Raw genomic sequence first — 14673 nt, 5'->3', positions numbered from 1 at the left:
CGGACAGGTGGGTCGGACGACGCTTAAGCCTTGGCTGAACGCGACACGCGAGACGGTTACCGGTCGAGCCACCAGTGGGTGTTGTGGATGCGTAATTGGAGGCGGACGGGGAGGGCGTGCACCGCGGGTTGGTTCGGAAACAGCTTCTCTGCGAGGCCGTAGTCTGCGTAAATCTGGTTGCGGTCTGGCCACGCCGGTTCGAACTCTTCTACGAACGGGAGCTTCCGCCGAATGAAGCGTTCGAGTTGGTTGAGTTTGTTCGAGTCGTGTGGCTGGCTCGGCGGCCGGTGGTGGAGGATGTTCGGGTCGATGCGTTCGAGCGCCTTTCGGAACGTCTCGCTGTTTCTGTACTCCGGTGGCGTCTTCAGGTGCCAATCGAGCAACGTCGTGTCGATGGCGACGAACGGCTCAAAGTAGTTGTCTGCAAGCTGCGTCCGAAACGGCATCACCGGCTGGTTGCTGATGACGAGCAAGTCCATTGCGTTGTGCACCGAATCGGTGCGCTCCCAACAGCGTGACAGCTCCTCACTCAGCTGGGTTTCTAAAAACTTCCTCGGTGACACGTGGTCGAGGTCGAGCGTCGGGAACACTTGTTCGACCAGCGACGCCATGTGCTCGCTCGGCGTCGGGAAGTAGCCAAGCGTCGCGAGCAGAGAATCGACGGGGTCTGGGTCGCGGACGAGGGTTGTCGAAGGGAGCTTTGAGCCGAGGACTTCCATGCCGTCCCACTCTAGGAAGTAGCCTTTGAACAGCGTATCAAACAACAGGCCGTGGTACATCACGTCCACGTCGAGGAGGTCGTCGTATCCCGCGTGGTGGATGTGGAGCGCTTCTTTGATGCTTTGTGAGTAGCGCAGTTTCTCGTCGCTCGTAGAGAGGTAGCGGTCGCTCGGTTCGAGAACCGTGTGCTCTGCGTTGTACTGGTGGGCGATCTTCTTTGCCACCCGCACCTCTCGTGACTCTTTGCGCCCAATCGTGTAGGTTTGGCTGATGTCGGGAAGCTGTGAGAGGAAGACGCGGGAGTCTTTCCCGCCGGAAAGCAAGATGCCTTTCTTGCCCGGGAAGTGCGAGCGGAGGTGGACGGCGCGTTGGAGGCGGTCTGCGAGTTCGGTGACGTAATCGAACTCCTGTGGGTCGTACACGAAGCGTGACAGCGACTCGGTCGTCGTCGCCGTCAGGTAGCTGTCGATGGGGACGCGCCGGATTTCCTCGAACAGGGTTTTGGTGCCGAGGACGGTGCCGAGGTGGAGGAATTCGAGAACCGCCGTCCGATTTGGTGTGGGGTTTGCGACGAGGTGTTTCAACATCGCAATGTCCGTACTGAACACGCGCGCGCCGCCAACGTCTGCGTAGTAACACTCCCACGACCGAATCGGGTCGGTGACGACGACCGAGTCGCCAGCGTGCTCGATGTACGCGAGATACGAGCCGTTCAGTTGCGATAGGGCGTCCATGCCCGCGGTCGAAAACTGGTCTAAGAGCCAGTGGGCGGTGTTCGGTGAACTCTCGCCTGCGGGATACGCCTCGCCAAAGATGATGCACGTCCCGTCGCTGTCAGAATACGACGAACTGCACCCGCGGATGTCGAGGCTATGTGAACGGATGCCCACGGTCGCTTCGGTCTCGCTTACGACTTCGTCGAACTCCTTTACGGAGCGAAATCGCTCGAAGTCGCTTTGCGTGCCGAACACGCCAAACAGTTCAGTGTTCATCGACGCGCGGGTGGCCACTTCGGTCTGTTCGGTCGCTCTCACGAGGCGTCGTCCTCCGTCACTGGTAGACCACTTGCCGGGCCAGGACCGCCAACTGGCGGTGGCGAGGAGAGGGCATCTGTGTTCTCTGCGTCCCCGACGGCTTCGGTGAGCGGCATTTTGAGCAGCGTGAGCAACGAGTAGAGCAACGTCATGTTGTTCTCACCGTTCAGGTGGGCGTCGTAGACGGCCGCGACCTGTGTCTCGTCGAGGAATGGCAACTGTGCTAGCAAGGCTTCTTTCTCGCGGAAGGTGTCCGGGGCGAACGATTTCACGCGGAGGAGTTCAGGGCGATTTGGCCACGGATTGTGGTCTAAGTGCGAGGCGGGTGTGGGCTGGTCGTGGATGTGTTTGCGGTAGAACGCCGTGACCATCCCGCCAACGTATTCGACCGGGAAGGAGTATTTGAGCGGGACGCCCGTTCGCGCGTGAGGGATGGCCGCCAACTCAGGGCTGAGTTTGGCGATGGCCGCGTTCACGACGTTGCGTCGGGCACAGTATTTCATTGGAATCTGCTGGTGGAGGTCGAAGATACGGTTGTCGAGCATCGGCGTGCGATACGGCCGCATCTGCATGAGACTCCGCGGGAAGATAGACTCTGTGCTGCCCCCGAGCGGGTAGTAGTCGCTGTACATGGCGAGGTCGGTGAGCGAGTTATAGCGTACGCCATGGCTCACGATGTCGTCTCCATCCCAGTGGATGTTCTCTCGAAGTACCTCGCGTAATGAGTAGTCTGGGGTGAAATACGGGATCGGTTCGTTTGCCTCGTCAACCTTCGTGTTGATGTAGTCGTCGATGGTCGAAACAGACGCCCGGGCCGGGAGCGGGACGGTGCCAAGCGACCCGAGTCTCAACTCCTTGGTTTTGAGGGCGATGCCGTCGAACAACTGGTCTGAGAACAGGCCCGTCACGAGCACGTCAGCCTCGCTGACGATTTGCTCTTCGAACTCGGAGAAGTAGGCCTGGTCGAACCAGCCGCTGAAATCAGAGAGCTGTGGCGTGGTTTCGAGCGAGCGCGCCTCGTGGTCGTCGTAGCGTTCGAGCAGCTGGAACTCGTCGCCTGCCGTAGTTGCGACGCGCTTTGCCACCTGTGCCTCCCGGCTCATCCACCCGGCGTTGTGAAAGCTCACTGCAGGCTGGTTGAGCGTCGCTTGAATCAGGCGCGAATCGCCACCGCCGCTGAGGAAGGTGCCGTAGGTGCAGTCGTCGCGCGTCCACTCGGCAAAGAGGTCTTCGAGGGTGTCTGCAAGGGTATCGACGAAGTACGAAAATGGCTTGTCGACCGGGTCGTAGTGTGGCCGCCAGTACGACTCGACCGAAAGTGAGAGGTCGGTGAGGTCGATGGTCGTCACCGCACCCGGCTGGAGTTCAGAAACGCCTGTGAGCGCGGTTTCGACGCCGAACACTCGGCGCAATTCGAGGTACTCGTACAGGTGCGGAAGGTCGAACTCCGGTTCGAACTCGGGGGCGGCCGCAAGCCCTTGGATACACGACGAGAAGATGAGTGAATCGTCCGTGGGGCGTGTGTAGTGTAGCGTCCGCGTCGCAAACCGGTCGGTGATGAGTTTGAGTTCGTCTGCGCACTCGTCGTGGATGACGATGAGGAACTCGCCGTTCAACTCAGAGAGAATCGACTCGCCGTGTGCGTCAAGCAGCGACGCAACGTACGTCGGGGCGTCGACGTCGTCTTCTCGCGGCGTGTAGTCGCCCAATCCACCACGGCCGTACACGTCGCCCCAGAGCCACAGGCGGCGCTCGTCGCCACAAGCAACCGGCTGGTCGCCCGCGAGCAGTTTGTGGACAGAGAAGGCGAGGTCGAAACGCGGAGCCGACGCGGCGAACGTCACCTCTTCTGCGCGCCACGTAGGCGCCGCTCGCATCTCGTCCGAGAGCGAACCGGTTCCAAGTACGCCAGTTAATCCAACCATTCTAGTTCGTCTCCAACCGTCGGTCGTGGCCCAACCACACCGATTTGAGAGGCCCGTGAGATTGCGCTGACACTGTCTTCGTTGACAGATAGCCGTTCATATAGAAGTGCGCTTCGGCCGTCGTGCGAAGTGCCACCACACAGAGCGATTGCGGGAAATTGTGGGGAAATCACGGCGCTTAACCCGATTTCTTCCGTGATTTCGCGCAGGCCACCCGATAGTGTGAGTTGGTTGAACAGTTGGGGTTTGACGCGTTGGGAATACAGACTGTGTTGGCTGCCAACTATCGGCGACCAAGCGGCGGGTACGCTGCGAGCGTTTCGCGGACGGCGTCGAGCGACTCACGATGTTCCTTGCAGTCGCGTTCGACAGCGCCGTCCTGCAGTCGAGTGCGTTCTTCCGCAGACAGTTCTTCGCGCGCCGACGCGCTCGTGCGCAACTGCTCGTAATCGTCGCGGTGGCCGAGGTCACGAACGGCGCGGGCGCGTGCCACCACCTCGTCTGACGCAAACCGACCGACGACAGCGATTCGTTCGCGCATGTGCCAGCCGAGTGCGTCCGCAGAGACCGGCGGCCACGACACTTGGAGTGGGTTTGCAGAAAGGCTGCGGAGATACGACTGATTCGTCGCAACGTTCGAGCGAAACGCTTGTGGAGTATCGACGTAGTGGTCGAGTTTCGACGGAGAGTAGCCCGCGAGGTCGAGCAAGCGATTAAGCGACTCCTCGCCAACCGCCGATTCGTGGACGTAGTCGTGTAAGTTCTCCGGCGGCGGCCGGTACTCGACCAACGGGTACGCCGTCGTTTCTGCCACCAACTGGAGGATGGCGCGCGCAGAGGCAGTTTGTTTAAACGAGGTGAATGCCTCGGCCACCGCGTCGTTGTACGTCTCGATTGGCTCACGCAAGAGCGAGACGGGCGCGTCTAAATCCGCCTCTCCCAGCCGTTTGATACGCTCAAGGTCGTCGAGTTGGGTTTCGAGTGTCCGCTGGTGTTTCTGGAGTTCGTTTCGCGCGGTGCGGTACGTGTCTCGTACGTCCTGTTCGCGGCTGCGAAGCTCCGCGATTTCTCGTGCTGGCTCGAGCTGCGAGCGCGCTCTGTCGAAGTTCGCGTTTTTGAGCACCGACGTGACGCTAGTCGTGAGTTCGTCGTCCGCGGCCGTGAAGGCGTCGTAGTGTGGCAGTTCCGCAGAAACGGAGCTGAGCACCTCCGCCATCTGCTCGCGGAACTCGATGTAGCCTTGTAGGTCGTCGCGGTCAGTCGCCCGGTCTTCGTAGCGGTCGAGCACCGACGAGAACGCCGTGTAGGCGTCGGCTACCTCATTGAGATTGTCTCTTCCAATCGCTGCGATGCGCTCGTCAATGTCCTGTAACTCCGCGTCTGCTCGCTTGAGTTGCGCCGCTGGCGCGTCCATCAGTCCGCCCTCTCGTCCGTCCGTGGTGGTCGCTGACGTGTGGCCATCGCTTGCACTCACTCGGTTGCGAACGTCAAAAGGATTGTTGGCTTGGGTATCGACCGAACCCTGCCGCGAATAGACTCAGGCACTTCGCGTGTGGACGTAGTGTTCAAGTCCACCACCGAGGGCGTAGAGAATCAGATACACTGGGCTGTATAACAGGGCGAACGCAACCATTCCCGTCACGGTTGAGGCGTTGATGACGGGAACGGAGAGTGCGAGCGCACCCCAAAAGATGGCGACGATTGCGAACAACACGGCGGGAACGACGAGTTTCCACCCCAAATATGCGGTAACGGGAACGGCGAACACAGCAACGATGAATGCACCACCAATGAAGAGGAACCCAACGGTACTGAGCGATGCGTGGCTGAGTGCGTCAGTGAGACTCCACGCTGCGAACAACACACCCACGAGGAGAAAAAGCGAGAGCGCACCGATGCCGACGGCGAGGCCAACGAAGAGTGCGTGGTCTTGGTTCAGTTCGTGGCTCGCTGACTGTGCTGGCGAAGACGCCATACAAAATTTTAGTGGTCTATCAGGATAACTGCTCGCACGCGGTCAGTCGTCTGCGCGCTCTGGATGCTCTGCGCGCTGTTCTGCGTGGCGGAGGATGCCGTGGAGCGTCGAGATTTCGCGGCCGGTCGGGTGGGCGCGCCCGAGGATACGCCGCATCATGCGCTGGGTCTTCTTTCGTTTCTCTGCGGGGTAGTTGATGAAATCGAGAAACGAGTCGAAGTGACCGTAAAAGCCCTCGATTTCGTCTTCACGGGCACGCTCGTGGACGGCCGTTGGCAGTTGAGAGCGTTCGACCGAGAGATTGCGCAGTTCGTAGAGCACGATGGTCGCAGCCTGTCCGAGGTTGAGGACGGGGTACTTGGAGCTCGCGGGAATCGAGCAAATTTCGTCCACGCGCGAAAGTTCCTCGTTGGTGAGGCCAACCCCTTCGCGGCCGAAGATGAGCGCGGTGTCGGTCTCGACTTCCACGAGACTTTCTTTGAGTTCGACCGGCGTTTTGAACGGCCAGCGCATGTGTTTGGTCTCGTCTTCGTTCGTGACGGCCGTCGTCCCGACGGTGTGGTAGTTCTCGATGAGGTAGTCAAAGGAGACTTCCGTCGCGTTCGGGAGCACGTCGTCGCGGGCGTGGCCGGCGAAGCCGTAGGCCTCGCTGTCGCGGCCGAGATACGGCGGGTTGACGAGATAGAGGTCTGAAAGCCCGAAGTTTTTCATTCCGCGAGCGATGGTACCGACGTTCCCGGGGGTTTTCGCGTCCACGACGGCGACGACGATGTCGCTCATTTTTGTGGGTAGTCCGCGCCGAGGTCGAGGTCGTCCATGTCGAGTTCGTCGATGCTCTCGACGCCGAGTTCCTCTTCGAGTGACGGGAGTTTCTGGTCGTTCGACGGCGTTTCCGGGAGGCTTTCGGGGTCGGTATCGACGTGTTCGTCCGGTCCGTAGCCCTCCGGGGCGCGCCCGCCGTCTAAGAACCATTCGTGGAAGTGGTCGTCCATGTCGAGTGCCCCCGCATGTTCCTCACCGCCGTCTTCGCGCCACCAGTAGAGGAAGTCGGCTTCGTGTTGGTTACAGAGAAGCACCTCACCGAGCGGCTCGCCGTAGACGACCTGTGTGACCCGGCAGCGTTGGATGTTTTCGTCGCCGTGAGTTAACCAGCAGGCATCGCACGGCGTCCCAACGATCTCGGTGAGTCTGAGCACTTGTCTGCGCGTGTCTTCTGGCATCTCTACCAGTGGTTTGAGGTTCCCCTCGTCGTCGAACACTTCGTCTTCATCGAAGCGCCACCCGCGGACGCCGATGCTGACCTTAGCCATACGCGGGGGTAGCAGATAGGTGAATAAAAAGAGCGTGTCTGGCGGCGATGGCGCGGTGCTTTTAGCCACGGCAGCCATTTTTCCGGGCATGCGAACGGTCTACGCCGCCGGCCTTGGAATCGGAGACGACCACCCGCCGCGAATCATGGGCGTCCTGAACGTGAGCGAAGAGTCGCCGTACAAGCCAAGCGTGTTCGACGACCCGGCGGACGCCGCCGCCTACGTAGACCGGGAACTCATTGACCAAGGCGCAGACATCGTGGATGTCGGCCTCGAATCCGCGAACAAACGCTTTGACGTGCTCTCTGCGGAGCAGGAACTCGACCGCCTCGACACCGCTATTGAATCTATTGCCTCCGTTTCGGGCGATGCGGTGTTCTCCATCGAGACGCGCTACCACGAGGTGGCAAAAAAAGCCCTCCAGAACGGTTTCGACATGGTCAACGACATCTGTGGCTTTGCCGACCCACAGATGCCCGAGGTTTGCAAGGAGTACGACGTGGCCGTGGCGAAGATGGCAAGTCCACCAGACCTGGCGCGACCGGGTGCAGTTGAGGACGTAGACGACATCTACGAAGCCCTGAAGATGAACGGGCTTACAGACAAGACCATCGTCGACCCGGCCTTTGGCGGCTGGTCCGCAGAAAAGACGCTCGAAGACGACCGCGAAACCTTCCACCGACTGCGCGAGTTTCGGGGACTTGGCCAACCGATTCTGGTCTCTATCAATCGGAAAAACTTCTTGCGCGACGTGGCCGGGCGCTCGACAGAAGCCGCGTTGCCCGTGAGTCTCGCCGCCACCTCGATGGCTGTCGAACGCGGCGCACACGTCATCCGCACCCACGACGTGGCAGAAACGCGGGATGCCGCCCTGATTGGCAAAGCGTTCTCCCGGCGGCGCGTGCGCGACGACGAACTCGGCATCAGCGAACTCGACGTGACCACACGAGGGGACGCGAAACGCCACTTAGAGCGCGTCGGTGGCGATACCAACCACGCCGACAAAGCGGTCACGAGAGTTGTCGAACTCCGGAAGTTGTCCGAAAGCGAACACACTGCCTTGACCACCGCAGCGGGGAACGCCGGGGCGATCATAACGGGTGAAATTGGGGCGACGCTGGTGATTGGGACACACGGGGCATTCGAACAGATCGCACAGGCCATTCCGCCCGAATTTGACCGGCTCACCGCCGTATTCGTTGAATTATCTGAATTATAAGGGTAAGAGAAAACTTATGCCGAAGGATTTAGAACTAGAGATTGGTAGCCGGAAGGGCCCTACGGGTAGGGGTACACGTATGCGCCATTCCGGCTCAATACGATTTATCGAGTGGAGACACAATGGACTATAGCTCCTGGTCTCCCGTTTATGCAGCCATCCTCAGAGACTTTGGCTTCCCGCGAGGGGCAGATGAAACTGCGCGCGACGAGCTCGCAGCGCGCACTGTTCCGTTCGACCACACGAGGCTCTCGTTTCTCTCCGGTGCGCGCGTCGCCATCGCCGGGGCTGGCCCGTCGCTCGAAGCCGAACTCGACGTTGCCCGCGACGCAGACGCCGTCCTCGCCGCCTCGACGGCCACGGACACGCTCCGAGCAGCCGGAATTGATGTTGCCCTGATGGTCACGGACATCGACAAAAACCCCGCGACGATTCGCACCCTCACCCGCGAGAGAACCCCCGTCGCGGTGCATGCCCACGGCGACAACATCCCGGCGATTCGCCGTGAAGTGCCCACCTTCGTGCGGGAGAACGTCCTCCCGACCACGCAGGCGGAGCCAACCCCGCCCGTCGAGAACTTTGGAGGGTTCACCGACGGGGACCGTGCGGCGTTCCTCGCAGACCACTTCGGCGCACGCGAGTTGACCTTTCTCGGCTGGGATTTCGACGACCAAAGCGTCGGGGCGATGAAGGCGAAAAAGCTCGCGTGGGCAGAACGTTTGCTCTACTGGCTCGAACGGCGCCGTAGCGAGCGATTTTCCATCCTCGACGGACGGCGCGATTCTATCGACACGAGCGCGCTTCCCCTGTAACGCTTAAGGTGGCGCACCGTGGTATGTTTCCCTATGCCACACGATTGTTCATTTCTCTTCGCTGTGCTCCCGGATTCACAAGTCTCCGTTGGCGATTCGGTGCGGGCAAGTCACGCAGGCGACTGGGGGACGCGCGACGACCAGAAGGTAACCCCAGACGCCGTAGTGTTCCCCGAATCGACCGAAGACGTGTCTGCGGTGCTCGAAGCCGCGACCGCCCACGACGTGCCGGTGACGCCCTACGCTGCCGGGACGAGCCTTGAGGGGAACGCGACGCCCGCATTCGCAGGCATCAGCATGGACATGACGCGGATGAACGCGGTGCTCGACGTGCGCCCCGACGACTTCCAAATCGACGTCGAACCCGGCGTGTTCGGTGGGAAAGTAGACGAGTCCGCCGCGAAACACGGGCTGTTTTTCCCGCCGCTCCCCTCCTCGGGCGAGATTTCGACCATCGGTGGGATGATTGCGAACGATGCAAGCGGGATGAAGACGGTCAAATACGGCGAAGTTGCAGACTGGGTGCTCGAACTCGAAGCCGTCCTCGCAGACGGCACGGTCATCACCGCCGGGAGCAAGGCGGTTAAAACGTCGAGCGGGTACAACCTGAAAGACCTCATCATCGGGAGCGAGGGTACGCTCGCCGTCGTGACCCGCGCGACGCTCAGACTCGCGGGAATCCCCGAGCAAATACGTGGGGGACGGGCGATTTTCGAGAATCTGGAAGACGCAACGTCGGCCATCGCGGACACCATCCGCTCGGGCGTGGACGTAGCGACCATCGAACTCATGGACGCAGAAAGTGCGATGATTGCGAACGCCTACACCGGCTCTGCCCTCCCCGATGCGCCGATGGTGTTTCTCGAATTCCACGCGAACCACGGCATCGAAAGAGAAATCAACTTCTGCAAATCCATCTTTGAATCCCACGACGTCACGCGCTTCGAGATGGCCGCAGACGAGGCTGAGATGGCGAAGCTATGGGAGGCGCGCAAGGACATGGCCTTCGCGCTCCAATCGTGGGACGAGAATCTGACGCCGAACAAATCGGGTGACATCACGGTTCCCATCAGCAAGTACCCCGAAATCATCGCCTTCGCAAAAGGGCTCGCGGCTGAACACGACCTGCTCGTCCCGTGCTTTGGCCACGCGGGTGATGGCAACGTCCACTACTCAGTCATGGTCGATGAATCGGACGACCAAGAAGTCGAACTCGGGGACCGAATCTATTCGGACGTCGTCAAACGAGCCATCGAGATGGGTGGCACCGCGACGGGCGAACACGGCATCGGCTGGGGGAAACGCGAGTACCTTGAATTCGAACACGGCGCAGGAACCGTCGAAGCGATGCGCGCGGTGAAACGGGCGCTCGACCCGACCGACACGCTGAATCCGGGGAAGATATTCCCCGAAACCGCAGAGGGAAAGCGCGTTCGCCTCGAACGGAACTAAACGCCACTAATCGTGGACGAGCACGTCGATGACGTCCGTGCCCGCGGTGTCGATGGCTTCTGAGAGCACTTCCTCGATTTCGTCGGGCGTCGAGACGAGGTGGCCGCGCGCGCCGTGGCTCTCTGCGTTTTTCGGAATATCGACGGCAGGTTCGAAGTCCATCCCGATGAACGCGTGGTCGGCGTAGTCGCCACCGAGCATTCTGACGGTGTTGTCTTTCAGGATGCGGTAGTTGCGGTTGTCTGAGACGACGACGGTGAGGTCGACGTCGTAGCGCGCCGCCGAGTAAATCGAGTGCGGGTAGTAGAGATACGATCCGTCACCGACGAAGCCGATTACCTGGCGCGGATTCTCCTGCATCGACTCTGCCATCGCCGCGCCGACGGACGCGGGCAGGCCGTAGCCGAGGCCGCCACCTTTGTTCGAGATGAACTGTTCTGCTTCGAGCGGGACGCGCGTGAGGAAGGCGTACTTTGAGGTGACGCCCTCGTCTACGAAGTAGGCGTCCGGGGCGACCGCGTGGATGGTATCGACGAGTTCTGCTTTCGAAGAGCGGGTTTCGCCCTCTGCCTTCGGGTCATTGCCCATCTGCTCCATGGTGCTTGCAAGCGACTGCTTGAGCGTCGAGACCTGTTCTCTGCGAGCGTCTCGAACGTCCGCATCGAGGCTTTCACTGAGGTGGTCTGCGATGGCGTCCATCACGAGGCCGGGGTCGCCGACGATGGCCGCATCAGCCGTCTGATTTTTCCCGACCTGCCACGCGTCTTGGCTGATGTGAATGCACGTCGTCTCTGCGTCCACGAGCGGCGTGTCGTGGTGCATGAGCGTCGTGTTGGTCGAACACCCCACGAAGACGAGTGTGTCGGTCTGCATCAGCATCTTCCCGAGGTCTTCGCGCGGCGGGAGGAACGACACCCACTGGTCGTGGTCGGTGGGGTAGTTCACCTCACAGCCGAGCATCTCGCCGTGGACGCGCGCGCCGGACGCTTCGGCAAGCTTGACGGCCGCGTCGACGGCCTGCTCGCCCGCTCGTGCGACGTGGTCGCCGAGGACGAGCACCGGGTTGTCGGCCTCGACGAGCAGGTCTGCGGCGCGCTCGACCTGCGCGGGGTCGCCGCCGCCCGCGTTCGGAATCGGGCCGAGTCGCTCCGGCTCCTTGTCGGTTTCTGCCATCATCACGTCAGCCGGAAGCGCGAGGAACACGGGGCCGGTCGGCGGCGTGAGCGCGACGCGAACCGCCCGGCGGAGCATCGTCGGCAGGGCGTCCACTGACAGGACTTCCGCAGACCACTTACAGAACTGGTCTGCGAGCGTGGTGAGGTCGCCGGTCAGAATCGGCTCCTCGTGCCGGAAGTCGCGTTCGTGATTGCCTGCGGTGACGAGGAGGGGAGCGCCGGTCATTTTGGCGTCGTAGAGGTTCCCGAGGCCGTGGGCGAGGCCGGGCGTGACGTGGAGGTTTACGACGCCGAGCGGGTTGACTGAGTCGTCGTGGTGGCTGTGATACCGCCGCGTGCTCGCGTAGCCTGCGGCCATTCCGACCGCCACATCTTCGTGGATGCCGAGGACGTACTCGAGGTCGCCCCCCGCGAGCGCGTCCATGATGGGGAGTTCGGTGGTGCCGGGGTTGCCAAACAGGTGCGTGACGCCGTATTGGGAGAGCGCCTCAACGAAGAGGTCGGCTCCCGTAGTTGTGTCACTCATTTGCACGCAGGTTCCGACGGCGCAACCTTAAGCACTCTCACCGAGGCCTTGCGTTCTTACGTCAGGAGCACTTACCTACCCCCATGTCCGACTCACTGGCCACAGCGACGTTCGCTGGTGGCTGTTTCTGGTGTGTTGAAGCGGCGTTCAAAGAACTGCGCGGCGTGACCGACGTGACCTCCGGGTACACCGGCGGCGAGACCGAAAACCCGACCTACGAGCAGATTTGCTCTGGCAACACTGGCCACGCAGAGGCGATTCAGGTCACCTACGACACCGACGAACTCACCTACATCGACCTCCTTCGCGTGTTCTTCACCGTCCACGACCCGACGACGCTCAACCGACAGGGCAACGACGTTGGCACGCAGTATCGCTCGGCCATCTTCTACCACGACGAGGAGCAACGCGAGCGCGCCCAAGCCGTCATCGACGAACTCGAAGCGTCAGGAAACTACGACGACCCCATCGTCACCGAACTCTCGGCGCTCGGGACGTTCTACGACGCAGAGGAGTACCACCAGGACTTCTACGAGAAAAACCCGAATCAGGGCTACTGTGCGGTGACGATTCCGCCGAAACTCGACAAGGTGCGAAAGCAGTTCGGCGAACTGGTTACGCAGTAGAATCCGGCGCAAGCGCGTCGAGCGTCGCGTTGATTTCTTCTTGCTCTGCCCCGCGGGGGAACGAGACACTAATCGCATCCACGCCGTCGATATTGGCGAAGCGCTCGATGCTCTCTTTTGCCTGTTCTTTGGTGCCCGCAGCAGACATCTGGTCGAGCAACTCGTCTGGAATCGCGTCGAGTGCGGCCTCACGGTTGCGGTTCGACCACTCTTCAGAGACCGTCATGGCCACGTCTTCCCAGCCCTGTCGGGCGAGTGAATCGCGGTAGAACGTGCCCATGCCGCCGATGTAGAACGCGAGGTGCTGGCGGGCAAGGTCGCGGGCGTGTTCTGCGTCGTCGAGGACACAGCAGCCGAGACCGACGTTGACGCGGAGGTCGTCCGGGTCTCTGCCCGCGAGTTCCGCGCCGCGTCTGAGGTCTTCGAGGCGGTCTTTGAGGCCCTGTTCGGTCAACATCAGGGCGTGCCAGCCGTCTGCGAAGCGACCGGCGAGTTCAACGGATTTCGGTCCCATGCCCGCGGCGTCGATGCCCGGCGGCACTTCGGGTGGGTCACAGCGCAGTCTGAACCCACCGAGGTTGAAGATATCGCCTTCGTAGTCCACTGTCTCCCCCGAAAGAACGAGTTTGACGATGTCGATGGTCTCGCGTGTGTGCCGAAGTGGCCGGTCGAACGACTGGCCGTGCCACCCTTCGATGACGATTGGGCCACTCGGGCCGAGGCCGAGACGGAAACGACCGTCAGAGACCTCTTGGAGGGTGGCTGCGGTCTGGCCAATCAGGGCGGGCGAACGCGAGTAGACGGGCATGATACTCGTCCCGATGCCAATCTCGACCGTCTCGTGGGCAATCGTGGCGAGCGTCGTGACGGCGTCTCTGCCCCATGTCTCGGGGAGCCACGCCATCTCGTAGCCGAGGTCTTCTGCGCGCTGTGTCTGGGCGACGAGCGACTTCACGCTTGGCTGTGCGGCAACCGGGAGGAACACGTCGTAGGCAACGTCACTCATATCTCTGGACTCTCCAGAATGCGCGGGACACCTTGTGCAGTAATCGTTTCACCGACGATGTACGATGAGGCAGGACTTGCGAGGAACTGGGCGATGTCCGCGATTTCTTCGCTCACGCCAATCCGGCGTTTGACCTCGGTTCGGTCGATGTTCTCGCCGGTGACTCCCATCTGGCTTTCGACGCCAGGGGTGGCGACGAAGCCGGGGGCGATGCCGTTTACGCGCACGTCGTCGTCCGCCCATTCGAACGAGAGGGACTTCGTGAGGTTGATGACGGCCGATTTCGACGCGCCGTAATGGCTCATGTAGGGCGAGCCTTGCTGGCCCGCGACGCTTGCGATATTGACAATCGAGCCACCGCCGCGCTCGCGCATTACCGCACCTGCGGCCTGCGAGCAGTGGTAGGTTCCATGAAGATTGATGTCCACAATCGTCTTCCAGCCGTTTTCGGAGATGTCCTCAAAGTCGGCCATGAACGAGGCTCCGGCGTTGTTCACGAGCGTGTTCACGCCGCCGAACGTCTCGACTGTCGCCGCGACGACGGCGTTTACCGCCTCACGGTCGGTCACGTCGCATTCGACGGCGAGCGCCTCGCCGCCCGCGTCGGTGATGCCGTCTGCGACGGGTTGGACGTTGTCGCGTTCGCGCGAGCAGATGACGACGTTCGCCCCGTCTGCGGCGAACTGCTCTGCGATTACCTTCCCGATACCGCTCGAAGCGCCCGTGATGAGCGCTGTCTGGCCGGAAACGCTGAACTGGCCTGTCATCGGGCTTGCCTCGTTGTGTGGTCGCGTACCATAGTAAACCAGTTTACTAGTTTCCGCTCCGGTGCAATAAACTTGGGTTCGGCAGAAGCCACCGAAAGCCGAACCCTTTTCGGCGCGACGAGCAAG

General features: G+C 61.4%; 13 protein-coding genes. 4 read left to right on the top strand and 9 right to left on the bottom strand.

What is annotated here, in order from left to right; all coding sequences use genetic code 11:
- Positions 1-56 precede the first annotated feature (56 nt).
- From V5N12_RS09725 to V5N12_RS09700, 6 genes are all read right to left on the bottom strand, one after another.
- Entirely contained in the window at positions 57-1754 is a 1698-nt protein-coding gene (locus tag V5N12_RS09725) for an asparagine synthase-related protein (RefSeq protein WP_332898969.1), read from the bottom strand.
- Positions 1751-3679, bottom strand: coding sequence for an asparagine synthase-related protein (locus V5N12_RS09720; protein ID WP_332898968.1), 1929 nt, complete (start codon positions 3677-3679; stop codon positions 1751-1753). The genes V5N12_RS09725 and V5N12_RS09720 overlap by 4 nt, the downstream gene beginning before the upstream one ends.
- A 283-nt stretch (positions 3680-3962) precedes the next feature.
- Positions 3963-5093 (bottom strand): DUF7118 family protein, encoded by a 1131-nt coding sequence (locus tag V5N12_RS09715; RefSeq protein WP_332898967.1) that lies wholly within the window; start codon positions 5091-5093, stop codon positions 3963-3965.
- Between the two features lie 123 nt (positions 5094-5216).
- Positions 5217-5654, bottom strand: a complete 438-nt coding sequence (locus V5N12_RS09710; protein ID WP_332898966.1) for a hypothetical protein — start codon at positions 5652-5654, stop codon at positions 5217-5219.
- Positions 5655-5696: 42 nt separating this feature from the next.
- Positions 5697-6434 carry an RNA methyltransferase gene (locus tag V5N12_RS09705; protein ID WP_332898965.1) on the bottom strand — a complete coding sequence of 246 codons (738 nt, stop codon included), beginning with the start codon at positions 6432-6434 and terminating at the stop codon, positions 5697-5699.
- On the bottom strand, positions 6431-6964 hold the full coding sequence (locus V5N12_RS09700; RefSeq protein WP_332898964.1) for a hypothetical protein: 534 nt from the start codon (positions 6962-6964) through the stop codon (positions 6431-6433). Before V5N12_RS09700 ends, V5N12_RS09705 begins: the two co-directional genes overlap by 4 nt.
- 88 nt (positions 6965-7052) lie before the next feature.
- Here V5N12_RS09700 and folP point away from each other — a divergent pair, with 88 nt between their 5' ends.
- The 3 genes from folP (at position 7053) to V5N12_RS09685 (ending at position 10447) form a co-directional block, all read left to right on the top strand.
- Positions 7053-8183: a dihydropteroate synthase gene (gene folP, locus V5N12_RS09695; RefSeq protein ID WP_332898963.1), complete on the top strand. Its 1131-nt coding sequence runs from the start codon at positions 7053-7055 to the stop codon at positions 8181-8183.
- 122 nt (positions 8184-8305) lie between these two features.
- On the top strand, positions 8306-8995 hold the full coding sequence (locus tag V5N12_RS09690) for a 6-hydroxymethylpterin diphosphokinase MptE-like protein (RefSeq protein WP_332898962.1): 690 nt from the start codon (positions 8306-8308) through the stop codon (positions 8993-8995).
- A gap of 33 nt (positions 8996-9028) precedes the next feature.
- Complete coding sequence (locus tag V5N12_RS09685) at positions 9029-10447, top strand: FAD-binding oxidoreductase (RefSeq protein WP_332898961.1); 1419 nt, start codon at positions 9029-9031, stop codon at positions 10445-10447.
- A gap of 6 nt (positions 10448-10453) precedes the next feature.
- Here the strand turns inward: V5N12_RS09685 and V5N12_RS09680 are convergent, their stop codons facing one another.
- Entirely contained in the window at positions 10454-12148 is a 1695-nt protein-coding gene (locus V5N12_RS09680; RefSeq protein WP_332898960.1) for a thiamine pyrophosphate-binding protein, read from the bottom strand.
- A gap of 83 nt (positions 12149-12231) precedes the next feature.
- Between V5N12_RS09680 and msrA the strand changes: the two genes are divergently transcribed.
- Positions 12232-12774, top strand: a complete 543-nt coding sequence (msrA, locus tag V5N12_RS09675) for a peptide-methionine (S)-S-oxide reductase MsrA (RefSeq protein ID WP_332898959.1) — start codon at positions 12232-12234, stop codon at positions 12772-12774.
- Here the strand turns inward: msrA and V5N12_RS09670 are convergent.
- Both V5N12_RS09670 and V5N12_RS09665 read right to left on the bottom strand, forming a co-directional pair.
- Positions 12764-13780 carry a TIGR04024 family LLM class F420-dependent oxidoreductase gene (locus V5N12_RS09670; RefSeq protein WP_332898958.1) on the bottom strand — a complete coding sequence of 339 codons (1017 nt, stop codon included), beginning with the start codon at positions 13778-13780 and terminating at the stop codon, positions 12764-12766. The genes msrA and V5N12_RS09670 overlap by 11 nt on opposite strands.
- Positions 13777-14547, bottom strand: a complete 771-nt coding sequence (locus V5N12_RS09665; protein ID WP_332898957.1) for an SDR family NAD(P)-dependent oxidoreductase — start codon at positions 14545-14547, stop codon at positions 13777-13779. The genes V5N12_RS09670 and V5N12_RS09665 overlap by 4 nt, the downstream gene beginning before the upstream one ends.
- Positions 14548-14673 lie beyond the last annotated feature (126 nt).

The sequence above is a fragment of the Haladaptatus sp. CMSO5 genome (assembly GCF_036689885.1).
Classification (GTDB): Archaea; Halobacteriota; Halobacteria; order Halobacteriales; family Halococcaceae; genus QDMS2.
This window is presented reverse-complemented; position numbering and strand designations above follow the sequence as displayed.

Excerpts from the sequence above, each read along its gene's own strand:
- V5N12_RS09720 (WP_332898968.1), bottom strand. The coding sequence starts at position 3,679 with ATGGTTGGATTAACTGGCGTACTTGGAACCGGTTCGCTCTCGGACGAG.
- V5N12_RS09715 (WP_332898967.1), bottom strand. The coding sequence starts at position 5,093 with ATGGACGCGCCAGCGGCGCAACTCAAGCGAGCAGACGCGGAGTTACAG.
- V5N12_RS09710 (WP_332898966.1), bottom strand. The coding sequence starts at position 5,654 with ATGGCGTCTTCGCCAGCACAGTCAGCGAGCCACGAACTGAACCAAGAC.
- V5N12_RS09705 (WP_332898965.1), bottom strand. The coding sequence starts at position 6,434 with ATGAGCGACATCGTCGTCGCCGTCGTGGACGCGAAAACCCCCGGGAAC.
- V5N12_RS09700 (WP_332898964.1), bottom strand. The coding sequence starts at position 6,964 with ATGGCTAAGGTCAGCATCGGCGTCCGCGGGTGGCGCTTCGATGAAGAC.
- folP (WP_332898963.1), top strand. The coding sequence starts at position 7,053 with ATGCGAACGGTCTACGCCGCCGGCCTTGGAATCGGAGACGACCACCCG.
- V5N12_RS09690 (WP_332898962.1), top strand. The coding sequence starts at position 8,306 with ATGGACTATAGCTCCTGGTCTCCCGTTTATGCAGCCATCCTCAGAGAC.
- V5N12_RS09685 (WP_332898961.1), top strand. The coding sequence starts at position 9,029 with ATGCCACACGATTGTTCATTTCTCTTCGCTGTGCTCCCGGATTCACAA.
- V5N12_RS09680 (WP_332898960.1), bottom strand. The coding sequence starts at position 12,148 with ATGAGTGACACAACTACGGGAGCCGACCTCTTCGTTGAGGCGCTCTCC.
- msrA (WP_332898959.1), top strand. The coding sequence starts at position 12,232 with ATGTCCGACTCACTGGCCACAGCGACGTTCGCTGGTGGCTGTTTCTGG.
- V5N12_RS09670 (WP_332898958.1), bottom strand. The coding sequence starts at position 13,780 with ATGAGTGACGTTGCCTACGACGTGTTCCTCCCGGTTGCCGCACAGCCA.
- V5N12_RS09665 (WP_332898957.1), bottom strand. The coding sequence starts at position 14,547 with ATGACAGGCCAGTTCAGCGTTTCCGGCCAGACAGCGCTCATCACGGGC.